Genomic DNA, 24,132 nt, shown 5'->3' on the forward strand with positions numbered 1-24,132 from the left:
GCTACGTTATGTACCATCATAAAATAACGGTACGCATCGCACGCAAAAAAAGCTGTGTCGGCAAAATTGTGCCGAAACAGCTTTGCGTAGTCTAAAGTTGGCTATTTGTCAAAAGTTGATGCAGAATTTCTGGCAGCCAAATTAGTGCGGCAAGCATTCAAAATAGATGGTTTTGCACTGCATTTTTTGACCATAAGAGGAATCGTCATTTTTGTATCATTCTTGTCGATACAAACTCCAGAGAGCGCTCCGAAACCATACGGCAAGATGCTTGAATTCAACCAGTTGCACACAGGCGCATCTCTCCACGTGCAAACTGGTCCTAGCAGAATAGACCGGCGTGTGAATAACCCTGTTTCAACTTGATTACGCAACATGCGGTCTACAGCAAACGGGCTTAACCATGTTCTGTCATCAGCAAAATCAGCACCGGAACAATTGCGGGACAAGTAATACAGTGACCATTTAGAATAGACTGTAACAATCACGCCTCGCGAAGCAACCCGCAACGCTTCTTCAAGAACAGCTTCTGGGTCATCCACAAATTCGAGAACAGAACCGACACCTACATAGTCAAACTGCCTATCTTCAAACGGTAGGTGCTCTGCTTTTCCTAAAAAGAACTCAGCTCGTTGACCAAGCAATTCTCTTGCTGCTTCAAGCATAGAAGGAGAGCAATCCAGACCTGTCACATCGAACCCTGCATGATAAAACATTTCTGTCATACGTCCGGCAGCGCACCCAACTTCCAAAAAACGCCGCCCGCGCCTTGGCCATCCTGAAATCAAATCGGCAATAAGTTTCATTTTCGCCCGCAATGCAAAAATACCTGCGGGCGACTCATTCCACTGTGTATATTTGTCCACAGTTTCCTTGCTTGTCCAATTAGTCATTTCAAAACACCTTTGTGCAACAGGCTATACTAAGTATTGATTAAACGTACTGAAAAGCCTTTACCACCAGATTTAAAAAGCAACTCTCGGAAAAATAAACAGTTCAGAATGCACCAATATATCCCTAATCAGAATGTAACAGTGCAGACACGGCACAAACTAATCTCATTTTATGGGATTATTACGTTCCTGTCGTAGGCAAAATAATACGCGAATCACAACGGCACAGGCAACTACAAATTACACTAAGCGTTGCCATTGGCTAAGCGACATATACTTGTCTATTTCCGCTCCTCCCGCTGTGAGCCGCACTGGTATTTTTTACTCTCAACATACTACAGCTGCGACCATTGCTCAAAATTCACTTCTAAAAAGTCCAGTTTCGCACAAAATATCGTTCACAGACGAGCAAAACCCGATAAAATCAGAGAATAAGTATATAACAACCACCATAGATTTACTTGCATATTTCGCTATTCAACATTATGACTTTAATTAGAACTTAGCGAAATACAAGCATCTAGATTAATTTTATATACCAACGGATATAGACCCACAAAAAACATCAGTCATGGAGACTATATGGAAGGTCGGAGCGTAGCCAGTAGTGAAACACTTATGACTCACCGAGCTTTACCGGGTGACACAAATGCAGCGGGCAATATTCACGGTGGCGTGATCCTGAAACATATTGACCTTGCCGGAGCAGTATGCGCCATGCGTCATGCACGCGGTTGCTCCGTTGTTACTGCCTCTATAGACCGTATGGAATTTAAAGCACCCGTGCATGTCGGGGAGCTTATGGTGCTCAAAGCAAGCGTCAATTTTGTAGGCTCTAAGTCAATGGAAGTTGGCGTGCGGGTGGAGTCTGAAGACTTGCTGACGGGAAACATCCGGCATGTTGCTTCAGCGTATTTGACCTTTGTCGCAATGGATGCCGAAAAAAAAGCAACCGCAATCCCGCCACTTATTATTGAATCAAAAACACAAGAACGTAGACTGCAAGAAGCAACTCTGCGCCGCGCAGCACGGCACGCAGAACGCAAACGGGAAAAACAGGCGCAAGCTCAGATGGAGCAAAATGCTATTTACAGTCCCGAAGAAGTCTACTGATTACAACATCTTTTTTAAGGGCAAGCATGTCTATAGATCTTTAGGCGTCATGCTGCCTGCAAAATGCAAGGTAAAAATCGCCACCTTGTTACAGAGGCTTTGGGCTTCAAGCTGCGCGATTTTGTTCATCAGTGACCCAGATTCGCAGATCCCTACCCTGCCGAACAAGCTTATGAACAAAATTGCCCTTTCTCTTACGCTTGTCGCCCATAGCCTCTAATCCTTCTCTTCGACGGTATCTCTTCTTTCTTTATTTTTCTTTTCCACAACTCTTCCCTCTACAAATTCACCTGCACAGCTTTTTTGCAATACATTCTGTCATTTTTCGGCAATAAAAAAGGGTAGATGATCTCTCACCTACCCTGCGGAAATGTGCATTAATTATGTGTCTGACAAGCGTCACATACACCTTCAAACTCAACATATGCAGCATGTATTGTAAAGCCGGGCGCTACCGCCCCCTGTGCTGATACAATGTACTCTGCGTTCATTACATCACCTACTTTACCGCATACACTGCAACGTACATGAGCATGAGGATTAGTATTACCGTCAAATCTTTTCTGTGACCCTGCATGTTCAAGTTTGAGAATATCTCCACTTTCTGCAAGTACATCTAAGTTACGGTACACTGTGCCCAGACTAATGCGCGGCAACCGCTGTCTAACCATGTCGTACACTTCATCTGCTGTTGGATGTGTAGTAACCTTGCAAAGCTCTTCAAGGATAACCTTGCGTTGCTTGGTCATACGTGTCTGTACAGCCATATGTGCACCCCCTGTTATTAGTAATAGTTTTTACTATCGGCTTATTTATTCTATGTCAACAATCTTTAAAATCTTATCAACCCATTCAATATATAAAGAAAAAGCCCTCACATTTCTGTAAGGGCTTTAACTCTTTGTCCTGTGTCCAGTACAACTATTCGGCCTGAAACACGCCACTCTTACCGCCTGCCTTATACACAAGGCGGCAATCGCGAATGATAATATCTTTTTGCACAGCCTTGCACATATCGTAAATTGTCATGGCTGCTGTCTGAGCAGCCATAAGGGCTTCCATCTCAACACCTGTTTGAGAGGTGGTGCGGGCTTCCGCCTCGATATTAATGCAATTTTGTGCTTCATCTACTGAAAAACGTACGTCAACGTAACTCAAAAAGAGTGGATGACACAAGGGGATAAGTTCCCATGTGCGCTTAGCAGCCTGAATACCAGCCACCTTGGCTGTAGTCAGCACATCCCCTTTGGGCAACGCCTGACGAAGAAGCAGATCAAGGGTATTCGAAGAGACTTCAACCACAGTCCGGACAATTGCGGTCCGGCGCGTATCATCTTTATCGCCAACATCCACCATTGTGATGGAACCGTCTGTGTCCATGTGGGAAAAACTCTTCTCGTCCATTAATCAACTCCCATTGCTTTTCCAGCTTTTTTAAACATCTTTTTTACTTTGGAAAAAGGCTTATCTTCTTCGAGAGCAGCAAACTCTTCAAGCAATTCTTCCTGACGTTTAGAAAGCTTGGTCGGGGTTTTTACGATGACTTCAACCATCAAATCACCCTTCTGTGCACCGTAGCTCAGGTTCGGCAAACCGTACCCTTTCATGCGGAACACTTCACCACTCTGGGTTCCTTTCGGAATATCCATGGTGATAGGCTCATCCAAAGTAGGTACTTCTATCTTATCGCCCAGTGCAGCCTGAACAAAAGAAATTTCTCTACTTAAAACCAGGTGATGTCCTTGGCGCTCAAAGGTTTTATCCTCTTCAACGCTAATAACGACATACAAATCACCCGGAGGGCCACCATGAATTCCCGGCTCCCCTTCCTCGCGCAGGCGCAGTCTGTTACCAGTATCAACACCGGCAGGTACTTTCACCTGAAGCTCTTTTGTTTCCTTAACAATGCCGACACCGCGACATTTTGGACAAGGATTAGGAATAATCTGCCCAGAACCACCACAGACAGGACAAGGTCGGGAAATAGAGAACGGTCCCTGACTTTGTCTAACCTGACCAGCTCCATGACAGTGGGAACATGTTTCGGCAGAAGAACCCGGCGCAGCACCGGAGCCGTCACATTCATCACAAACAACGTTTTTAGGTATTTTCAATGTAACTTCATCGCCGTGCGCAGCCTGACGGAAAGAAATCGTCAGATTGTAGCGCAAATCAGCACCGGCTTGAGCACGAGGACCACGAGAACCGCCGCCCATGTTAAAGCCGAAGAAGTCACCGAAAATATCCCCGAAAGAGCCGAAGATATCTTCTGCGTGATTGAACCCACCAAAACCGTTACCGTCAACACCGGCATGACCAAACTGGTCATAACGGCTGCGCTTTTCGTCATCATGCAACACTTCATACGCTTGAGAAGCTTCTTTGAAGTTTTGCTCAGCTTCTGGATTATCCGGATTTCTGTCCGGATGGAACTCCATAGCTTTCTTACGATACGCACGTTTGATTTCGTCTGCTGAGGCTGATCGGGAAACCCCGAGAACCTCGTAATAATCTCTCTGGCTCATAGGAATTATTCAGCGTCGTCCTGTTCGTAACCAATCTTCATATCTACACCATCTGCAAGCACTTTACCGGCAGCGATTTCACGAAGAGCAGTTACAACTTCTTTGTTTTTGCTTTCAACGAGAGGCTCGTAGCCTTCACGGAACTGATGAACACGTTTAATTGCCATCTGTACCAAAAGGAAACGGTTGTCTACGCGTTCCTGACAGTCTTCTACTGTAATGCGGGCCATTGAGGACTCCTTATGTATGAATGCGGCTAAGCCGTTTTTTCAACAAAAATGTTACTGATTAAAAGGAAGACGTGCACGCAGGTCGTACAATAGCTTGCTCGACACGGGATACCACACGCTTTCCCTTTGCAATCTGACCCAGCAAACTCCTTCAGGAAGCTTGGGATCGGTGTAAAAATACAATTCAACAAGCGGAACATCTTCCGCCGCATAAATATTCCAACTCAAAGACAGCAGTGCACTTTCCGGTCTATTGCGAACCGGCAATTTCTGATACTGCAACTCTCCAAGTCGCCAAATAAATAAATCCATCCCCGTAAGCTCTTGGTTAGTCAGGTCATCAACCCAACCATCCGCCGTCTTCGTGATGGTAATATTCTGTACTTGCTTACCGTCAATGCGTGTAAGCTTCTGACGTACTGCTTCGCCAAAATTGATGGTAAAAATCGGCTTTTCCTGCAAAGCAAAAGCAGTCAATCTCAGCTGTTTCACCAGCTGAGGAGAAATTTCTATAGGATTAGGCTGGCGTGTGTCTTTCGCCTTGTATGCCCCGTCATCTTTCTCACGCTTAAACACAACCAGCGTTGTCGGCTCAGAAGTTCCTTCCTGCCATATAGTAACAGAAAAATCTGCAACCGCACCCACCAGCATATCCGTGGATTCACACGAAGCACCGCCATTCACTAGCGTATGAATAAATAATTCTGCGGAATTCTGGTCAACAACGTGCTTAACAAGCGTTTCCGGATACGTAAAAATAAAGCCGTCGTCAGTGCGCTCTATTTCCCACGTTCCTGTTTTATCACCCTGCATCCGAATCTTTGTTATTCGCTCAGCAGGAACAGCAACAAGTCTGGAATCAATAAAATTTGCTACGGGCTGATCGAGCATGGATATATATTCCGGCGGAACCATGCACACCTGCCCATCACCCTTCTTGGCATAAATAACGTCGCCTCCCGGCGCAGTCTGCCCTATACCAAGGTGCCAAATTTCTGTTCCAAACAAAGTAATTCGGATTCCGGGGTTGTCCAGCCCATAGTCAAGCATCTTTGCAGGCTCAACCTCAGCGCAATTCTGCGGTGGAACTTCCCGAAATTTATCAAGAAGACTGTCTAAAACATCCTGTCGTGCAAGACATTTTTTTCCATTAAACAAAACAAACCAGCGTCCTTTTTCCCGTATAAAAGAAAAATGGCCGCTGTTATTCGTTAGATCAATCTTCTCTACAACCTCGGACGATTGCGTAAACCAAGAAGCATTGCTCGTGCGTAACGTACTTGTACGCTGATATTCTTGAACTCCTGCTACAACTCCGGCAGAAAGGAGGAGCAGAGCAATTGCAACTAGTACTGTTCTTTTCATAAACAACCGTTCGACGGTATAATTAATGATAACGTCTGACACCATCGCCATCATCACAAAAAATTAGCCCGTCCACGCTTGCAGGAAATCCTGCTGAACTCAGCAATAAAAAAAACGCAGACTATCTGGCAAGCTTTGCAGTATACTTCGCGCCACAATGTCTGTCAAGAACTGCAACTAGTTTTTGAAACACATCTCTACGTACCTTCAGTACCACCATTTTTTCGACAAACACCGCAGCCTCGCAATTTAAAATATGTAAATCGCACTTGCGCGACACTGCACAGCCCTGTTAATGCCTGAACACCCCTGAACACTCCGCTGCCACATCGGAACACCACAGGGCGTAAAACAACAGACAGACCTGCACTGCGCACCGTTACGCTCTGACAGGTCAGGAGCATACATGGCAAAAGAAAAATTAAGCTACGCCCAGAAACAGTGTATCGGCAGCGCAGGCAAGCTGATGCAGCAAACCGAAATGATCCACCCGGGCGCACGTATCGGCGTAGCAATGTCTGGTGGTATGGACAGCTGGGTACTCATGAAAACCTTGCTGCATCGTCAAAAGATAGTCCCGTTCACATTCGAAATGATGGCGCTGCACATCAACCCCGGTTTTGACGATACTTGCCATGCACCGCTCGCTCCTTGGCTTATTGAACACGGCATTCCGTACCACATTGAAACAACCACAGACGGCCCAGATGCGCACTCCGATGTGAATCGCAACAACTCACCGTGCTTCTACTGTGCAATGAAGCGTCGCACACGCCTGTTTGAACTATGCAAGCAATACGAGTTAACACACCTTGCGTTCGGACATAACGCAGACGACCTCGTGGGAACGTTTCTTTTGAATTTATACGAAGCAGGCAATGTGCGTGGAATGTCCATGAAGGAAGAGTTCTTTGACGGCGACCTTACCGTCATTCGTCCGCTGCTCATGGTGCAAAAAGATGTTATCCGCAAATGCGTCCGTCAATGGAATTTACCACTGTGGGACAACCCTTGCCCATCTGCATTTGACTCCCGCAGAAAGGATGTAATGGACGATTTTCAAGCACTGACGAAGAAGTATAAAAATGTAAAACAAAACGTGTTCAATGGACTTACCAGATGGCAACTTGCCTTGACACTGGACTCGAAAGAGAAGTAACCTCGCAAATTATTTTTTCACCCTCAACTACAGAGTAACTGACAGACACTATGCTGTTTAATCGCTACCACGTTGTTGTCTTCAAGGACAATCAGGGACACTGCAATAAAATAAGCCTGCGCGGCTGGTTTTTTGCCAGTGTACTGATTCTTATCCTCGCACTATCCGCAGGTAACATATACCTGTGGAAGTACTATCATCAGTCCCAGACTCTTGCACAAGACCTTGCAGACTCTGAGAAAACAATCTTTGAACAGAACAGCCAAATCTTAAGCATGGTCGACAAATTACGCATCGTGCAGAAAGATTTACAGCGCGTGCAGCAGTTTGACACCAAACTGCGCATCATGATTAATCTGGACAAAGATCAGGGTGACACTGCATCCGCAGTAGGCGGAGCAAAAGCAAAGGATTTTGCAGACAATTATCTCCCAATCCATAGGCAGGAACTCCTCGCCCGCAAAATTCATAGCTTCCTGAAAGATCTTAATACCGACGTACAGCTGGAAGAAATGAATCAACAAGAGCTGATTCAGACATTCCGCAAAAACCAGCGACTTCTTGCTGCAACCCCATCCATCTGGCCTACAGAAGGCTGGGTTGCCTCCCCTTTTGGTCCTCGCCGTTCTCCTTTTACAGGACGTAAGGACTTCCACAAAGGTATCGATATCGCTAACAGAATCGGCACACCTATTTACTCAACAGCAAACGGGCGCGTCTCCTTTACAGGAACGAGTGGTGGATACGGCATCAACCTGATGGTGAACCACGGCTCTGGCGTTGTGACCCGCTATGCCCACATGAACCGATACGTGGTAAAGAAAGGACAGAAAGTAAAACGCGGCGAGCTGCTAGGCTACATGGGCAACACAGGGCGCTCGACGGGTCCACACCTTCACTACGAAGTTAAGCTGAACGGCGTGGCTCTGAACCCTAAAAAGTTTATCTTAAACTAGCCAATAAACATCAAAAAGGAAGTAATGTACACATTACTTCCTTTTATTATTTATAACGCATCTAATCTTTTTTTTTCTTTTTTTCCGAGTACATTTTCCCGCATGAAACGTACTCTCTTGATTGCATCGCAAAACATCCTCGGCAACACCGGCTCTTCAAGAATCATTCTGGCGAACATCAAGCATCTCACCGACGCTGGACATACAGTATGGACGATTAGCGAAAAGTGCGACAAAAAACGTGTCGCTCAAGCTGGCGGTAAAGCCATTACTGTTCCCAAAATCAAATTCAGCAAATATTCACGTCGCGTTATCTTTTCAAAATTCGTAGACATTGCCGCTACTATCCTGAAACCAGACATAGTCTGGGGGCAGGGAGAAAATCTCAATTCTGATATCATCAGCATGCACAACTGCGTTCACCTAGCATCAGAGCTCCTGAACGGCAAAAACGCCAAGGAAGGCAGCGTACATCGGCTTCATAAAAACTTCCTTTCTGCACATAATTTCAAATACATCATCGCTAATTCACAACTTATGAAAAGAGATCTGTGCCAACGCTTTGGTATAGATTCCAGCAAAATTACCGTCATCTATCCCGGATATTCGCCAGATCAATTTTCACTTGAAAACAGAGCAGAAAACCAAAAAACACTTCGAGAACAACTCGGCATTTCGGACGATAAAAAAGTCATCGGACTTATCACATCCGGTGATTTCAAAAAGCGCGGAATAACCACACTTCTCACCGCAATATCACTTGTGCCACAAAAACTTCGTGACACCATTGCCATTGTCATTGTCGGGAAAGAAAAAAACAAAAAACAGTATGCGGTTGAGGCAGAAAAACTAGGACTAGCAGAGCAGACACATATTCTTCCTGCTACACCGGAAGTACACAAGCTCTACCACGGGCTTGACCTTATGGTTCACGCAGGACCTATAGAAGAGTTCGGACTCATCATCCTTGAAGCGATTGTCAGCGGAACACCAGTACTCGCCAGCAAAGGCGTCGGCGCTATGGAGCTTGCCGACACCTCTAACACTGATTTTATCATCCCTGAAAAACCGGATGCACAAATATTTGCAAACGAGCTGGAAAAATTCCTTAAAGACCCAAGCTACACTGATAGATGGCTAGCGCTTAATCGAGATCGATTCACAGGCTCTACCGACAGCAAGCACTTTGCAGAAACAATCAAGTTTTTCGAAGACAAGGTCTTTGCATAACGCGCTCTCTACCTCGCAAAAGATAGCATCTTCGCACATTGCGAGCACGTAGCGAACCACCACGGCACTGATTCACAGCACCAACAAACTTACCTGAACGATTCAACAAGCTGCACAGCTTCGTCAGCACCAAGGTATCGTTTAAGCGTCCGTAACGGTGTTTCCGAAAGATCAATCATAAGAAACGCATCCAGACTGCCAAACGCGCTGTCAACGTGGAACGCACCTATTTTCCCTGCTAGACGCAAGTAGTGTTTAAAGAGAATCGGCATGGTTCTTCCGTCTTCCATATCCCTGACCAGCCCGTTAAGTCCGGTAAAACTAAGGTCTGAAATATTTAACGCTGACGGGATACCCTTCGGCAATTTCAATTTCGGAGATTTTTTTCCTGCCACGAGTGATGATAGCTCACCATCGATATGATGCTCTTTCAAATAATTCACGGCTGTTACAAGCGTAAATGGATTGAACTCAAGTGGCAGACTGCAAGGACCAAATAGATAGCGGGAACCCGGGCGACGTAAAATATATTGCCCAATGCCTTTCCAAAGCAGCATAAGAGGACTGTAGTCACGCTGATACTCAGGATGCACAATAGCGCGTCCTAGCTCCACAGCATGCTCAAAGCGCTTGAAGAATTCTGGCTTAAACTTGAACAACGTGCTGCAATACATACCTTTCACACCACTGCGTGGCACTATCTTATCCGTACAGCCAAGACGATATGCACCAGCAATACATTCTTTTACATCATCCCAAAGAATTAAATGATCGTATTCATAGTCATAGGTATCGAGGTCTAAATCAAGCCCCGTCCCTTCCCCTACAGGGCGGAAGGTAAATTCACGAAGTCTGCCGAGATCATGCAGCATATTCGGAATTTGGAACGCCTGCGCTTCAAAAACAGTAAATCCATTCTCTTTGACGAGAATTTGCTCTTCAGGAAGATTTGCAATCTCTCGCAACAACAAATCATGTGGACGCGCTTCAGCAATCTCCATCTGATCTTTTTCTTTTTTAAACGGAATGAAGAACTTTTTTGCAGCCGGTTGTTTGGCAAGAGAATAGCTGCGAACGCGCAAGTAATTTATCACATCATCTTCAGTGGCAAATGTTTTTAGCATGTTAGACGGAATAATATTGCCGACGCTGTAGGTAATTTTTTTATTACGCTTATTGTACAGCTGAGCTGGCAGCAGAGCTGTTCGTGCAAAGGGATGCACCATCCCCATCATATTAAAGAACAGACTATTTCGCCCGTGGAAATAGAGCGGCAAAACATCTGCATTCGTTTTACGGATGATACGCGCTACACTTCTATTCCAGACAGGATCAACAATACCGCCCATCTTTGGCTGAAGATGGGAGACCTCTCCGGCAGGAAAAACAGCAAGGCTTCCGCCTTCCGCAACATGTGAAATAGCACTGCGAAGCCCCCGAATATTGGATCGTCGCGCTTCCTTTGTCTCAAAAGGATTGACTTCTATCATACAAGGGCGCAGTTCAGGCATGACACCAAGCATAAAATTAGCAAGAAACTTACAGTCTGGACGTAGCGGCAGCAGCTCCGCCATAAGCGCAAGCCCGTCGATACCGCCAAACGGATGGTTAGAAACAATCACCAAAGGCTTGTTTAACGGTATATCACTCAAGCCTTTGCCAATGGCCTCAACTTGAATATTGAGTAATTCAAGTCCATTCTGACAAAAATCAAGGGGATTTTCCCTTCTTGATATGCTATCATAAACATTAACCAAACCATCAACACGAGTAACATGCATCAACGGCTTTTTGATCGGCGCCAAAACTTTTTTAACCCTAGGCGGGATAAAATTAAGGTCAATATTTCCGTGCTCAATGCTCCGTCTCATCATAGCCAACCTCTCAAGGCTAAATTCACTAACGACACTGCGGTTACTAGATGTGCTTCCATCATATACTATATTTCAGGATAATAGAGTAAAATTATTACACCGCTGTTCCATTTGTGTAGCGGTTTTTAGTATTTTAATCGATAAAAAATCTTTTATTACAAAGCATTACAAGTTTGAAAAAAATTAGCCCATGCATTTTCTTTGTTACGCTCAAATGCACTTTGCCCCATATTTTTTATAAAGTACCAGCCTGTTATTTGTATAAATAACAAATTTGTAATTTAACAAACACACAAGCACGACCTATAGACACTACATTTGACAATATTGTCAAAACAGCTGATTTCAGAGTTTACTTTATTACAAAATTGTCATAAAAACCTTTTAACAGGAAAGGGCATTTTCTGTAACAACTTGATTTTACAGGATTGGCACTATCCATGCTTTATATTTTCGCAAAGCAAAACGCACACGCTTACAAGCAGCGTGTACCATTATATTGCGCGAATCAGTCCAAAGGAGAGATTTTCATGAGTGGATCGTTAGCAAGACTTAATGCCATTTCGGCAGTAAACAACACAACATCAACAAGCAAACCTTTAAACTTCATGGAAGAAAAGCCAACCAACCTTTTTGGTTGTAACGTGTTCAATGACAAAGTCATGCAGGAACACCTTCCAAAGGCTGTTTTCAAATCTCTCAAACGCACAATTGAAAATGGTGAACAGATGGACCCATCCATTGCGGATGCGGTAGCTTCTGCAATGAAAGAGTGGGCACTCTCACGCGGAGCCACACACTACACACACGTATTTTACCCGCTGACCGGTCTTACTGCTGAGAAGCATGACAGCTTCCTTGAGCCAGACGGACGCGGTGGCGCAATCGCTCAGTTCTCCGGCTCTACTCTTATTCAGGGTGAACCTGACGCATCCAGCTTCCCTAACGGTGGACTGCGCACAACATTTGAAGCACGCGGTTACACAGCATGGGATTTAACGAACCCTGCGTACCTTCTGGAAAATGACAATGGCGTTTTCCTGTGTATCCCTACTGCGTTTGTTTCATGGACAGGCGAAGCACTGGATAAAAAGACTCCACTTCTTCGTTCAAACCAGGCAGTACATACACAGGCAAGCCGTCTGCTGAAACTGCTCGGTCACGACGATTTCGGTCGCATTCAGAACTACGCCGGTGTTGAACAGGAATACTTCCTTGTAGACCGCAACTTCTACTTCTCACGTCCAGACCTGTACCTTGCCGGACGCACACTCTTTGGTGCAAAGCCTGCCAAAGGTCAGGAACAGGATGACCACTACTTCGGTACTATTCCTAAGCGCGTACTCGCATTTATGATTGAAGCAGAGCGCGAACTCTACAAACTTGGTGTACCTGTTAAAACTCGTCACAACGAAGTAGCACCGGGGCAGTACGAAATTGCACCGATGTTTGAAGATTCCAACCTTGCAAACGACCATAACCAGATGATTATGAGCGTGATGAAAAGCGTTGCAAAACGCTACGGTATGGCGTGCCTCATGCACGAAAAACCGTTTGCAGGTATTAACGGTTCCGGTAAACACCTGAACTACTCCATCGGTAACGGCAAATTCGGCAGCCTTTTTGAGCCGGGTGAAACCCCGCATGAAAATGCTCAGTTCCTGTTGTTCTGCTCTGCAATGATCCGTGCTGTACACAAACACGGTTCCCTGCTCCGCTCCAGCGTAGCATGCGCAAGTAACGACCATCGTCTCGGAGCTAACGAAGCACCGCCTGCGATTATGTCTATCTTCCTCGGCGACCAGCTTGCTGACATTTTTGAGCACATCAAAAAAGGTGATGAAGTTACTTCTAAAGCCAAAGGTATTCTGCGTGTTGGTGTTGATACACTCCCACCACTGCCTATGGATGCTGGTGACCGTAACCGCACAAGCCCGTTTGCATTTACTGGCAACCGTTTTGAATTCCGTGCAGTTGGCTCCAGTCAGTCTATCGCAGGTGCACAGCTGGTATTGAACACCATTCTTTCTGATTCACTGGATTACATTGCTAACCGTCTTGAAAATCTCATGTACAGCGAAAACTGGGAACTCAACGACGCAGTAACTAAAGTTATTCAGGAAATTCTTCAGGAACACGACGCTGTTGTATTTAATGGTGACGGCTACTCTGAAGAATGGGCAGAAGAAGCTAAAACTCGTGGTCTTGCAAACCTGAGAACCACACCGGAAGCACTGCCAGCACTGAACAGCCCATCCAGCGTAACATTATTTGAAAGCTTCGGCGTTCTTTCAAGTCGCGAACTCGACAGCCGCGTTTCCATCTTCTTTGAACAGTACATCAATACTATTCAGACAGAAGTTGAACTGGCTATCAAACTTGCGCGCACTTCTATTCTCCCTGCTGCTGTTCGCTACCAGACAGAACTTGCGCGTAACTGCCTGAACATGAAAGAACTCGGTCTTGGATGCGTTAACGGTCCACTGACCAAGCTTACTGAAAATCTTAATGGATTAGAATCCGCTGCAAACGAACTCGAATCAATGCTCACCCAGTCACACAGCGGCGAGCAGGAACATGCACACTTCCTGTGCAACGATGTATTGCCGGTAATGTCCGAGCTTCGTGAGTACGCAGACAAGCTTGAAGAAATCGTTGCTGATGACCTCTGGCCTCTGCCTACCTATCAGGAAATGCTGTTCATTAAATAATCATCCCACATAGTTTGCCTCCTATTGGCAATCTTACTCCCCTGTCTTCCACGAGGCAGGGGAGTTTTTTTGTATATTCAGGAATAAATTATAGAAAAAAATTCTATTATGTGACAATTTTGTAAACAAGGATGCTTTTAACTTCTTGCTATTCATTTGGATGCTGTTTAAAGATGCGCCCGTGAATATCAGGGAAGAGCCTTAAAAAGACGTACTTTTTTTAAGATAGCTCAATGTATCCCCTTTACGATAAAATTTTCAGAAAATGGCAATCACTCCTGTCGTCCACCATTAGCAGGTTAGCCTTATCGGGAGGTATTTTGTGATGGAAGAATATACAGTGTTCAACTGCAAAAACGGCGATGATGTTATCCGTGCAGTCAAAGAGCACAACATCAGCTTCGTTCAATTTTGGTTTGTAGATATCTTAGGTACGCTCAAAAGTTTTCAGGTAACCCCTAAAGAACTTGAGGCTGCTTTTGAGGAAGGTATGGGTTTTGACGGATCTTCCATTCTCGGATTTACCCGTATTGAAGAGTCAGACATGGTTGCATATCCAGATGCAACAACATTTCAGATTTGTTCATGGCGTCCATCCGACCGCCCTGTAGCGCGCATGTTCTGCGACATTAAAAATCCGGACGGAACTCCGTACGAAGGCGACCCGCGCTACATTCTGCGTAAGCTCATCGAAAAAGCAGCGCAAAAAGGATACACCTACTACGTTGGGCCGGAGCTTGAATTTTTCCTCTTCACCGATTCTAAAAACCCGCAACCTGTTGATTCCGGAGGATACTTTGACGCACCTCCGCTCGACATGGGTAACGATGTACGCCGCGAAATCATTTTCTCTTTGGAAAAAATGGGCGTTGATGTTGAATACTCCCACCACGAAGTAGCGCCATCACAGCACGAAATCGACCTGAGATATTCCGAAGCACTCCGCATGGCTGATATTGCTATGACCTACAAAGTTGTAGTGAAGGAAATTGCTCGCAAGCACGGCTACTACGCGACCTTTATGCCTAAGCCGCTTTTCGGTGAAAACGGCTCCGGCATGCATGTGCACCAGTCCTTGTTTAAAAACGGCAAGAATGCTTTCTTCGATGCAAACGACCCGCATAACCTTTCTTCTGAAGCACGCAGCTATATTGCAGGGCTTTTGAAACATGCAAAGGAATACACCTGCATCACCAACCAGTGGGTAAACTCCTACAAACGCCTGCTTCCGGGATACGAAGCACCTGTGTACATTGCATGGGCGCAATGCAACCGCTCCTCCCTCATCCGTGTTCCAATGTATAAACCGGGTAAAGAACAGGCTACACGTATTGAACTCCGCAGTCCTGACCCAGCAGCCAACCCTTACCTTTGCTTTGCAGCAACATTGGGTGCAGGTCTTGAAGGTATTGAGAAAGGATACGAGCTACCTGCTGCTGTTGAAGAAAATATTTTCTCTATGGAAACAGAAGACCTCACAGCAAAAGGCATTGATTCTCTCCCTGGCTCACTCTTCGAAGCAGTCGAGTTGCTGAAAAATTCAGAATTGATGAAAAATATTCTCGGCGAACACATGCATTCCAACTTTGTGAACAACAAGCGCATAGAATGGGATGAATATCGAACTCACATCTCTGAGTTTGAACTTCGCAAGTACTTGCCAATTCTATAACCTAGTACCTACATAAAAGAGCAGCCGGTGTCTTAACAGATACCGGCTGTTTTTTTGCTATAAAATCTCTGATCTAAAAAATATACGTACACTACCGTGACGCAGCACTCTTACATGCTGTGTCAACTAGCAAACATACTACAAATACACGGAGACATCATGATTGAATACGTAGTAAGCGCCTGCCTTGCTGGCTGTAAATGCAGGTACGACGGCGAACATACCGCAAACGAAGAAGTACAGCAGCTCATCAAAGAGGGGCGTGCTCTTCCTCTATGTCCAGAGCAGCTAGGAGGCTTCGAAACTCCCCGCACACCATTTGAGCTAAAAAATGGACAGGCAATAACCAAAGATGGCGTTGATATTACAGAGAAGATGATGAACGGCGTCCACGAGGCTAGCAAGCTTGTAGCACTGGCAGGCTGTACCAAAGCCATCTTAAAATCACGGTCACCATCTTGCGGCGCCGGAATAATTTATGACGGATCTTTTTCAGGAGTGAAGATTGAAGGAAACGGGCTTTTTGCAGAAAAAATGCTTTCAATGGGGTTGGAAGTAACAAGTACAGACTAGCAAAAAGCACCTCTGCACTGGCGTGCGTTGTGCACATCTTAAAATCAAATTGCACTTGTGCATTTTTTGCACATATTGCATTGCACATCCTTTCCAGATTACGTGCACATTTTGCACATAAAAAAGTCACCGACACTCAATAGAAACCATAACATACTAATTTTAATGCCTTTTAAAGTTTGGCACGGTGTATGCTTTAAAGAAAAGTAACAGCATAGAGAAAGTAGATAACATTTCAACTACATAGTTTGCTCCTTTCCGCATTGTGGCAGATGCGAAAAACAACGTAGTACAACACTCCTCGTTATGATTATGTTATTTCATTCAGCTCCCCTTTACACCCCGGGGTGACTGAATAGCCTCCAGCAAAGGCAAAATAGCTGTATCCCCCACACTGATACAGCACAGGGTTAAAAAGAGAAATGGATATACCTCCTCACCATTTCTAATCAGGTCCCAACGGGGGGTGAATTTTTTCAACCCCCGCTTACTGAGCAATTAACAGTACTTACTGTATTTATATATAGAGACTATAAAAACACACTCACTCATACAAACCCACATCATTTCCTCCTTTAGCAAGGCCTCTTCGCTCCCCGATCACACGTATCGGGGAGCACTTTTTTTATCTGCTGTTCCCTTGCACAACCTTACTCTTGGCTGCGTGGTTAATAATGCCATTTACAAAAAGGCATTTTGGATTCGATAGAGAGTATTCTCGGGATGTTGCCAGCACCATAAAATAAACTCCTACTGAATACCCTCAGAGTAATCATGGAAGTTATAAAAACTGGCTGTGTACCATAACAAAATGGAACAGAATCTATACTACATGATGCACTCGACCCACGACCACAAGACAGAGCTATTAAAAGCACTGTCTTCGCTAAGTAACCAGTACACGGGTATTTTACGGCGCAAGCCACCGGGGGAGGAACGGTGGTCGCCTATCATGGTGCTTGAACACATCATCCTGACCGAGCGCTCTTTATTAGGGAATCTGCCTGACCCAGAAGACATGGAAGCAGTTTCTAGAACCTTCGGTAATAAAATTTCATACGCCATTGCCTCATACGCATTCAATTTACACTTGTTGCTTCCAGTCCCTGAATTAGCATTGATACCCAAAGGTGAATACGACATTGATGAGCTTTCTACCATGTGGTCAGAAAACCATACATGGCTCCGCTCGTTCATTACTCAAGCCCCGCGGGATTGCCTTGCAGAAAATTACTTCAATCACAGGATAGCGGGACCAATGAATATTGAGCAGGCTATGAGCTTAAACCTTGCCCACATTGTTATGCATGAATTCCAACTTTCACAAATATTCATGGAACTAAATGTTGAAACCCCATATTTGCCGTATGAACCATCCACGTAACAACGCACCAATTTTTTTGTCACCACAAAGAAAAAGCCCTGCTTCACTTGAAACAGGGCTTTTCTTTCGGCAAATCGACGTAAAATTTAATTAATCAGTGTGACAAACTATAGGTGGAGCGCAAACAAACATTGCCCACGCTAACTCATCATTGTTTCAATGACACCTGCATGCTTCGTTCATCAACAAAAAGAGCCTATAAAACTTGGCATGCCTTGCTACACAAATATCACATAAAGCCATGTACAAATATTTGCGGCAATAGCAACCCCGACGGCGGCAGAACCTGCATCTTTTGCACGTTTTATAAATTCGTTCTTCTCAGGCATCACTAAATCTGCAATATTTTCAATCGCGGAATTGCATAACTCAAAAGCACAGACTATAAGCCACATGCTAGTCAGCAATAACGCGGATGGAAAACCGAAGAGAAGCCAAGCAACCAGCAGTATAACAGGAAGGAGTAACACCTCCTGTTTAAATGCTATTTCAGAACGATACGTGCTTTTCAGCCCTTCGATAGTAAAACCTGTTGCTTGAAAAAAGTGTGTAACACCTGTTGCAATTGAATCTTTTATCGGCACAATGCCCCCTGTTCGGTATTATATCCATGTAGTTTACTGCAACATTGCTAAACTATTATGCTATCATAGTTTGTGCACTGTCAGGACAAATTTCATATTGACGGCAAGATACTCCAACTTGCCGTATTACATATAACTTTTACATTTCAGAATTTACATACTGTTTGTATCGTAAACATGCAAACAACGTTAGATAAGGCAATATATGGCAAAGGTATCACCAAATAAAGCAATCCGACGGTTCTGTCTCACATGTCAGGGTGGCTCCTCCAAACGAGTGGAGGAATGCGAAGATAACGAATGTTTCTTTTTCAATTATCGCCTTGGAACCGAACCGGAAACACCTGAGCGCAGTACTGTCCAACAAATCCGTCAATACTGCCTTATGTGCTCTGACAATAGCCGCTCCGAAGTACGATCTTGCAGCGCAAGAACTGATTGCGACCTGTGGTCGTTTCGCTTTGGATGCACTCCCAAAACGTGGACACGAGTTAAAAAGCGTGTAAATCAACCCCGCAAACTGCTGCTTCCGGGGTTGGGATAATTGTAGCCAAATTTTGACTTACGTTGGTATTGCATATTTCATTCACAACGTGAGATAAGCATTTGCCAGCATAGTTTCTTTCTACAATCAGAAATTGTGCGCAAGCTATACGTGCTCAACACATATCCCTTTAGTACAACTATCATTTATCACGAAACAAAGGATGCAAGGTAACTGCTCTTGCATCCTGAATTTACGAATTCTACTTTCTTATGCTGCATCCTTAAGCTGCATTCCCACAACTGACTGGTCATATGCAGCCAGCACATCCTGCTCTCGTAACGTCCCGATTAGTTTGCCTTCGACATTAACCACTGGCAGCTGGGATATGCTGAATTCTGCCATTCTATGCAATGCATCAAGCACCGCATCATCACTCGCAACGGTTTCAATACACGTCGTGGCAATATCCTTTGCTATCAACAAATTCTCCAAATACTCTTCTGCAAGCACACTCCGCAAATCGCGAAACGAGATTATTCCACTCAATTCACCTTTTTTATCTACAAGATGAAGATACGGTGCGTTTTTTCTGCGAAATGTTTCAAACACCTGCTGCAATGTCGCGCCCTCATACAAAGTATCCGGCATTATCTGCATTAAATCACGCACACGATATTTTTTAAGAATATTTTGCTCCATGCCATCCCGCAGATCAACGCCTCGCCGCATAAGTTTTACCGTATAAATTGAACCGGGGCTTATGGATGAGGCAATCAGCGTACTGATAATGCATGTGAGCATAAGAGGCAGAATAATATGATAGTTACTTGTCAGTTCAAAAATAATCAGGATAGCAGTGATGGGAGCATATGTTGTCCCTGCCACCAGACCGCCCATCCCAATAAGAGCAAATATCCCCGGAGAAGGAACAACAGCCGGAAATAGATAATGCACAGCAACACCGAACACTCCGCCTGTCATTGCTCCTATAAACAATGATGGAGCAAAAATGCCTCCGCTTCCTCCACTACTGATGGTAAGTGATGTTGCAAAAATTTTGAGGAAGATCAAAATAAGCATTGTTCCCCATGCCATTTTATCCATCAGCGACAACGTAATTGCCCCGTACCCTACCCCCATTAGTTCTGGAAAAAGGAGCAAAATCCCACCGATGCACAAACCACCAAGAGCAGCTTTAAGCACTGGTGGAATATGTATAAGATCAGAAAGATCTTCCATTTTATACAGTGTAGCAACAAACAATACAGCAATTAGTGCAGAAGCAATCCCGAGAATAGGAAAAAGTCCAAGCTCCCATATAGAGCCAAGCTCGTACACGGGGGAAATAAACGCTGGAAAATCTCCAAAGTAATATCGAGAAATTGCAGTAGCCGTGACACTGGAGAGAACGACAGGCGAAAATGATGCGAATCCGAAATCTCCGAGCAAAATTTCCAAAGCAAACATAATTCCTGCAATCGGAGCATTAAACGTTGCCGCAATGCCAGCTGCTGCGCCGCACCCCACCAGCGTTCTCTGATTACTTCTATTTACTTTAAGTAATTGTCCTAAGGTAGAACCGATGCTGGAACCAATCTGCACAATGGGACCTTCGCGCCCAACAGAGCCACCGGAGCCGATACATATTGCAGAAGCTGCTATTTTTACAGCCGCTACCCGCTTTCGAATTACGCCGTCACGTAACGCAACAGCCTCCATAACTTCCGGTACGCCATGCCCTTTTGCTTCCGGCGCTCCTTTGGAGGTCAACAGCCCTACTATAGCACCGCCAATTGCTGGCGGCAGCACAATCCCATACCAAGGGAGCGTATGATAAAACGCTAAAAAATCTGAACCATTATGATAAAAAAGAATCTGAACACCATCAATGGCGTAGCGAAATAATACTGAACCATATCCAGCCAGTACACCAACCCCAAGAGCCAAGACTAGCATTGGGGTATGCGCATTGATTCTAGATGAAACACCAAACCAAGGACGGGAGTCGCACACATTCTGCTGTGGCATAGTTCTCCTCCGGTGCTGTGAATAGAAATTAGTCTAAGCATAGCAAAAATTAGCACTTACTTCTATAGGTTCGATATTTTTTCATAAAGAATAGAATATGTTGAATCCAGCTTCCTTCCTAGCATCGTGCTTTGAACGTACCTGCACGCCTTCTCACAAACCAACTGAAATAGTCGTATGATACTTTTGCTAAATCTGATGGTTAAAAGGCGACACAGAGCACAGTACGTATTGCGGTTTTTAACTTGCAATAGATGTTTTCAATGCGTAAAAACAAGCTACAAACTTCCAAATCATATTATTTCCATACAAATATAAAAATCACAGTCTGTTATCGCATTCAAAACGATACCGCTGTCCAGAGGGATACATGGCGTTTCCAACTCCTGAATGGGATTTAGCCCTTTTTAAACTGATTAATATGCAATGGCGCAACGGCGTGCTCGATGTGCTTATGCCTATTGTTTCAGACCGAAAACTTATTTGGCTTATCGCAACCCCGCTTTTTTTAATGATCGGGAAAAAAAGTAAAAAATGGCGCCAACTGTTACTCGGATTCGCATTTATCGGTATCGCGGTTGGTATAAATGATATTGGCACCAACATTGTCAAAGACATTGCCGGACGTGTGCGTCCTAAAGACGCAGTGGCACAGTCATACCATTATGACTACAAGAAAAGTGAATGGCTGCAACGCCCCGCAAACTTTATCCAAACAGACACACACGGCTCATCATTTTTTTCCGGACATGCGTCCAACTCAACCGCAGCAGTTGTAATGGCAATGCTCATCTGGCCTAAGCTGAGATCTTTTTTGTGGATACTGCCTTTGCTCATCGGGTACTCGCGCATTTATCTAGCAAAGCATTACCCGTTAGACGTGATTACAGGTTGGTGTTTCGGGTTATGCGTCAGTTATCTCCTTTGGAAGCTGATACTCAAACGGCTCTACGAAACGTGGGGCGCACCAAAAGAATACCGGATACCATATCGACCATAATAAAAAGGGTGGAGTTACTAACTCCACCCTTTTTATTGGCTTTTCAACTTGTATCCATCCGTTCTGACTCCACACCACTATAAAAAAGGTGATTAGGAGCAGGCTACCCTCTGCAAGAAATTAACCCGTTTTCTCACAACCTAGCAACTCAGCAAAATCCATAGCTGCTTTCGGTTTGGACAACAGATACCCCTGTGCTTCTTCGCAATTATGCTGCTGTAAAAACATAAGCTGCTCTTCTGTCTCAACACCTTCTGCCACCACAGATAATTTCATCTGCTTTGCCATGGAGAGAATCGCAGACACAATGTTTCCATCATTTTCATTTTCAGGGATACCATCAATAAACATGCGATCAATTTTCAAAATGTCGATCGGGAACATTTTAAGATAATACAATGAAGAATAACCGGTGCCAAAGTCATCAATAACAATCTTAACACCTAGCTCGGCTAGTTCACGTAAAATCTGCGCTGTCTTTTCAACATTCTTCATCATAATTGTTTCGGTAATCTCAAGCTCCAGTTTGAGCGGATCAATTTGAGATACCTTGATAGCATTGCTGACAGTATCGTATAAATCTTCAGTGAACTGTACAGCAGAAATATTCACAGACAATACTAAGTTTGCGTATCCTTCAGTATGCCATGCATGCATTTGTTTGCACGAATCAAGTAATACCTGCTCTCCAAGCTCACGAATAAGCCCTGTTTCTTCCGCCACCGGAATAAAATCAGCTGGATTGCCAATACTGCCATCCAACCGAACCCAGCGAACAAGAGCCTCTGCACCTACTATTTCGCCAGTATTCACATCAAAACGCGGTTGATAGTATGGAGTAAATTCGCGTTGCTCCAGCCCTTCACGAATTAACCGCTCTAATTTCAGGCGCTCTGTCACCTGCTCCAGCATGCAACGATCAAAGCGCATCCAACTGGAACGCTTATCTTCCTTGGCGCGATACATAGCAATATCGCTTCGAGTCAGCAGTGTATTCGCATCATGTCCATCATCAGGATAGCAAGTAATCCCCACAGTTACAGACAGGTACAACTCATGAGACGCCACAAAAAATGGTTCTTTAAATATGGCATTAAGATGTTCAGCATGCTTTTCAATAATTCTTTCTTCCGTAACTTCAGGAAGTAAAGCAATAAACTCATCGCCACCAACACGAGCAACTTTCCCTTTTTCAAGAAAAACTGTTTTCAAACGCACAGCAACAAGCTTTAACAGCTCATCCCCAAGGTCGTGTCCAAGGCTATCATTAATACGCTTAAAGTTATCTACATCGATGAAGAGGATACAAAATTTGGTATTACCAGAATCCTTCTCTAGCACTTCGTGCAGATAATTCATCATGTATAAGCGGTTAGGCAACGTTGTAAGCTCATCATGATAGGCTTGGTGAGCGACAAGTTCTTTTTGAATTTTAAGCTCTGTAATATTGTATAATATACCTAAGGTGCTCAATTCGCCTTCAGTTTCACTAATCACAGAGCTACGATACAGCATATAATAAGATATCGTATTATCTTCATTTATATAGGTAATCTCACAATCACCTGTATTATTGTTCTCTATAACATTGCTGCATAAGGCATCCACACAAGGTTGGTTTGCGGAAAGTAAGTCAGGAATACGGCTGTTTATAACCTGATGTTTCTCACGCTGGAGCATCTCGCAAAAAGCTTTATTGCAATCAATGCATACAAAGTTTTTATCACTAATATATAAAGGACTTGGAATTGCTTCAACAAGGTTGTTTACAAAACTGCTATTTGACCGCAATAATTGTTGGTAGCGATTAAGCTGGTCATTTGTCGACTTTAATTGAGAAGAATGTGTTTCTAAACGAGATTCCAGCAACGCATGGTACTGGCTGCGTTCGAGTAGAAAGTTAGCCCGTTCAAGGCATTTTTTAACGGCATGGTCTAAAACACCATGATCTATTATCGGCTTGGTGATGAATTCCCACGCACCGTTTTTCAACGCCCGCACGGCTTCATCAACTAAATTTACACCGGAAATAACTATTACAGGCACATACGGCGCAACTTTTTTCACATACTCAACAACCTCAAGCCCCCCGGTTTCCGGCATAATTAAATCAGCAATAACTATGTCCGGCTGCTGTTGTGAAAAAAGTTTTATCCCTTCGGTACCGTTGCAGGCCTGCGTCACTAAAAAGCCGCTGTCTTCGAAATAAACCGAAATATTGCGGCGTAATATTGTATCATCATCTATGATTAGTAGATGCAATGTTTCCCCTTGCATGCGTTTCACCCCTCTGTCTCTCTCGCTACGTAGCAATGAATAGAGCAACCATCGCTGCAACAACATACATA

At 44.4% G+C, this 24,132-nt stretch carries 19 protein-coding genes; 9 read left to right on the forward strand and 10 right to left on the reverse strand.

All coding sequences use genetic code 11. The features are described from left to right. Positions 1-101 precede the first annotated feature (101 nt). Positions 102-893 (reverse strand): class I SAM-dependent methyltransferase, encoded by a 792-nt coding sequence (locus N4A56_RS01100; protein WP_295544432.1) that lies wholly within the window; start codon positions 891-893, stop codon positions 102-104. Between the two features lie 582 nt (positions 894-1,475). Here N4A56_RS01100 and N4A56_RS01105 point away from each other — a divergent pair. After that, positions 1,476-2,006, forward strand: coding sequence for an acyl-CoA thioesterase (locus N4A56_RS01105; RefSeq protein WP_293671771.1), 531 nt, complete (start codon positions 1,476-1,478; stop codon positions 2,004-2,006). A gap of 377 nt (positions 2,007-2,383) precedes the next feature. Here N4A56_RS01105 and N4A56_RS01110 read toward each other — a convergent pair whose 3' ends face one another. The 5 genes from N4A56_RS01110 to N4A56_RS01130 form a co-directional block, all read right to left on the reverse strand. Continuing rightward, a complete protein-coding gene (locus N4A56_RS01110) occupies positions 2,384-2,773 on the reverse strand; it encodes a transcriptional repressor (protein ID WP_295544434.1) in 390 nt (129 codons plus the stop codon). Positions 2,774-2,927: 154 nt separating this feature from the next. After that, complete coding sequence (gene moaC, locus N4A56_RS01115) at positions 2,928-3,410, reverse strand: cyclic pyranopterin monophosphate synthase MoaC (protein WP_293671767.1); 483 nt, start codon at positions 3,408-3,410, stop codon at positions 2,928-2,930. Continuing rightward, on the reverse strand, positions 3,410-4,531 hold the full coding sequence (dnaJ, locus tag N4A56_RS01120) for a molecular chaperone DnaJ (protein ID WP_295544437.1): 1,122 nt from the start codon (positions 4,529-4,531) through the stop codon (positions 3,410-3,412). The genes moaC and dnaJ overlap by 1 nt, the downstream gene beginning before the upstream one ends. Positions 4,532-4,536: 5 nt before the next feature. After that, on the reverse strand, positions 4,537-4,761 hold the full coding sequence (gene rpoZ, locus N4A56_RS01125) for a DNA-directed RNA polymerase subunit omega (protein WP_293671763.1): 225 nt from the start codon (positions 4,759-4,761) through the stop codon (positions 4,537-4,539). Between the two features lie 51 nt (positions 4,762-4,812). Then, a complete protein-coding gene (locus N4A56_RS01130; RefSeq protein ID WP_293671761.1) occupies positions 4,813-6,126 on the reverse strand; it encodes a DUF4340 domain-containing protein in 1,314 nt (437 codons plus the stop codon). A gap of 406 nt (positions 6,127-6,532) precedes the next feature. Here N4A56_RS01130 and N4A56_RS01135 point away from each other — a divergent pair, with 406 nt between their 5' ends. From N4A56_RS01135 to N4A56_RS01145, 3 genes are all read left to right on the forward strand, one after another. Beyond that, positions 6,533-7,285, forward strand: a complete 753-nt coding sequence (locus N4A56_RS01135) for a tRNA 2-thiocytidine biosynthesis TtcA family protein (protein ID WP_295544440.1) — start codon at positions 6,533-6,535, stop codon at positions 7,283-7,285. 50 nt (positions 7,286-7,335) lie between these two features. Next, positions 7,336-8,241: a M23 family metallopeptidase gene (locus N4A56_RS01140; protein WP_293671757.1), complete on the forward strand. Its 906-nt coding sequence runs from the start codon at positions 7,336-7,338 to the stop codon at positions 8,239-8,241. A 102-nt stretch (positions 8,242-8,343) separates the two neighbouring features. Continuing rightward, on the forward strand, positions 8,344-9,471 hold the full coding sequence (locus tag N4A56_RS01145; RefSeq protein WP_295544442.1) for a glycosyltransferase family 4 protein: 1,128 nt from the start codon (positions 8,344-8,346) through the stop codon (positions 9,469-9,471). A gap of 89 nt (positions 9,472-9,560) precedes the next feature. Here the strand turns inward: N4A56_RS01145 and N4A56_RS01150 are convergent, their stop codons facing one another. After that, the gene (locus N4A56_RS01150) at positions 9,561-11,345 is read right to left on the reverse strand and encodes a GNAT family N-acyltransferase (protein WP_295544443.1); all 1,785 of its coding nucleotides are present in this window, start codon (positions 11,343-11,345) and stop codon (positions 9,561-9,563) included. 530 nt (positions 11,346-11,875) lie between these two features. Between N4A56_RS01150 and N4A56_RS01155 the strand changes: the two genes are divergently transcribed. The 4 genes from N4A56_RS01155 (at position 11,876) to N4A56_RS01170 (ending at position 17,685) form a co-directional block, all read left to right on the forward strand. Beyond that, positions 11,876-14,056: a glutamine synthetase III gene (locus N4A56_RS01155; RefSeq protein ID WP_295544445.1), complete on the forward strand. Its 2,181-nt coding sequence runs from the start codon at positions 11,876-11,878 to the stop codon at positions 14,054-14,056. Positions 14,057-14,381: 325 nt separating this feature from the next. Beyond that, complete coding sequence (locus N4A56_RS01160) at positions 14,382-15,728, forward strand: glutamine synthetase family protein (protein WP_293671749.1); 1,347 nt, start codon at positions 14,382-14,384, stop codon at positions 15,726-15,728. A gap of 159 nt (positions 15,729-15,887) precedes the next feature. Continuing rightward, complete coding sequence (locus N4A56_RS01165) at positions 15,888-16,301, forward strand: DUF523 domain-containing protein (protein WP_295544447.1); 414 nt, start codon at positions 15,888-15,890, stop codon at positions 16,299-16,301. A gap of 811 nt (positions 16,302-17,112) precedes the next feature. Next, positions 17,113-17,685 carry a DinB family protein gene (locus N4A56_RS01170; RefSeq protein WP_293671745.1) on the forward strand — a complete coding sequence of 191 codons (573 nt, stop codon included), beginning with the start codon at positions 17,113-17,115 and terminating at the stop codon, positions 17,683-17,685. A 218-nt stretch (positions 17,686-17,903) separates the two neighbouring features. Here the strand turns inward: N4A56_RS01170 and N4A56_RS01175 are convergent, their stop codons facing one another. Both N4A56_RS01175 and N4A56_RS01180 read right to left on the reverse strand, forming a co-directional pair. Next, positions 17,904-18,269, reverse strand: coding sequence for a diacylglycerol kinase (locus N4A56_RS01175; protein ID WP_295544450.1), 366 nt, complete (start codon positions 18,267-18,269; stop codon positions 17,904-17,906). A 754-nt stretch (positions 18,270-19,023) separates the two neighbouring features. Continuing rightward, complete coding sequence (locus N4A56_RS01180; RefSeq protein ID WP_295544452.1) at positions 19,024-20,784, reverse strand: chloride channel protein; 1,761 nt, start codon at positions 20,782-20,784, stop codon at positions 19,024-19,026. A 370-nt stretch (positions 20,785-21,154) separates the two neighbouring features. Here N4A56_RS01180 and N4A56_RS01185 point away from each other — a divergent pair, with 370 nt between their 5' ends. Beyond that, a complete protein-coding gene (locus N4A56_RS01185) occupies positions 21,155-21,784 on the forward strand; it encodes a phosphatase PAP2 family protein (RefSeq protein WP_293671740.1) in 630 nt (209 codons plus the stop codon). Between the two features lie 120 nt (positions 21,785-21,904). On the opposite strand, the gene N4A56_RS01190 is transcribed toward N4A56_RS01185, so the two are convergent. Further along, positions 21,905-24,061 carry an EAL domain-containing protein gene (locus N4A56_RS01190; protein WP_295544454.1) on the reverse strand — a complete coding sequence of 719 codons (2,157 nt, stop codon included), beginning with the start codon at positions 24,059-24,061 and terminating at the stop codon, positions 21,905-21,907. Positions 24,062-24,132: the final 71 nt, after the last annotated feature.

The sequence above is a fragment of the Halodesulfovibrio sp. genome (assembly GCF_025210605.1).
Lineage (GTDB): Bacteria > Desulfobacterota > Desulfovibrionia > Desulfovibrionales > Desulfovibrionaceae > Halodesulfovibrio.

Coding starts and splice junctions, on each gene's coding strand:
- N4A56_RS01100 (WP_295544432.1), bottom strand. CDS start 893: ATGACTAATTGGACAAGCAAGGAAACTGTGGACAAATATACACAGTGG.
- N4A56_RS01105 (WP_293671771.1), top strand. CDS start 1,476: ATGGAAGGTCGGAGCGTAGCCAGTAGTGAAACACTTATGACTCACCGA.
- N4A56_RS01110 (WP_295544434.1), bottom strand. CDS start 2,773: ATGGCTGTACAGACACGTATGACCAAGCAACGCAAGGTTATCCTTGAA.
- moaC (WP_293671767.1), bottom strand. CDS start 3,410: ATGGACGAGAAGAGTTTTTCCCACATGGACACAGACGGTTCCATCACA.
- dnaJ (WP_295544437.1), bottom strand. CDS start 4,531: ATGAGCCAGAGAGATTATTACGAGGTTCTCGGGGTTTCCCGATCAGCC.
- rpoZ (WP_293671763.1), bottom strand. CDS start 4,761: ATGGCCCGCATTACAGTAGAAGACTGTCAGGAACGCGTAGACAACCGT.
- N4A56_RS01130 (WP_293671761.1), bottom strand. CDS start 6,126: ATGAAAAGAACAGTACTAGTTGCAATTGCTCTGCTCCTCCTTTCTGCC.
- N4A56_RS01135 (WP_295544440.1), top strand. CDS start 6,533: ATGGCAAAAGAAAAATTAAGCTACGCCCAGAAACAGTGTATCGGCAGC.
- N4A56_RS01140 (WP_293671757.1), top strand. CDS start 7,336: ATGCTGTTTAATCGCTACCACGTTGTTGTCTTCAAGGACAATCAGGGA.
- N4A56_RS01145 (WP_295544442.1), top strand. CDS start 8,344: ATGAAACGTACTCTCTTGATTGCATCGCAAAACATCCTCGGCAACACC.
- N4A56_RS01150 (WP_295544443.1), bottom strand. CDS start 11,345: ATGATGAGACGGAGCATTGAGCACGGAAATATTGACCTTAATTTTATC.
- N4A56_RS01155 (WP_295544445.1), top strand. CDS start 11,876: ATGAGTGGATCGTTAGCAAGACTTAATGCCATTTCGGCAGTAAACAAC.
- N4A56_RS01160 (WP_293671749.1), top strand. CDS start 14,382: ATGGAAGAATATACAGTGTTCAACTGCAAAAACGGCGATGATGTTATC.
- N4A56_RS01165 (WP_295544447.1), top strand. CDS start 15,888: ATGATTGAATACGTAGTAAGCGCCTGCCTTGCTGGCTGTAAATGCAGG.
- N4A56_RS01170 (WP_293671745.1), top strand. CDS start 17,113: ATGGAACAGAATCTATACTACATGATGCACTCGACCCACGACCACAAG.
- N4A56_RS01180 (WP_295544452.1), bottom strand. CDS start 20,784: ATGCCACAGCAGAATGTGTGCGACTCCCGTCCTTGGTTTGGTGTTTCA.
- N4A56_RS01185 (WP_293671740.1), top strand. CDS start 21,155: ATGGCGTTTCCAACTCCTGAATGGGATTTAGCCCTTTTTAAACTGATT.
- N4A56_RS01190 (WP_295544454.1), bottom strand. CDS start 24,061: ATGCAAGGGGAAACATTGCATCTACTAATCATAGATGATGATACAATA.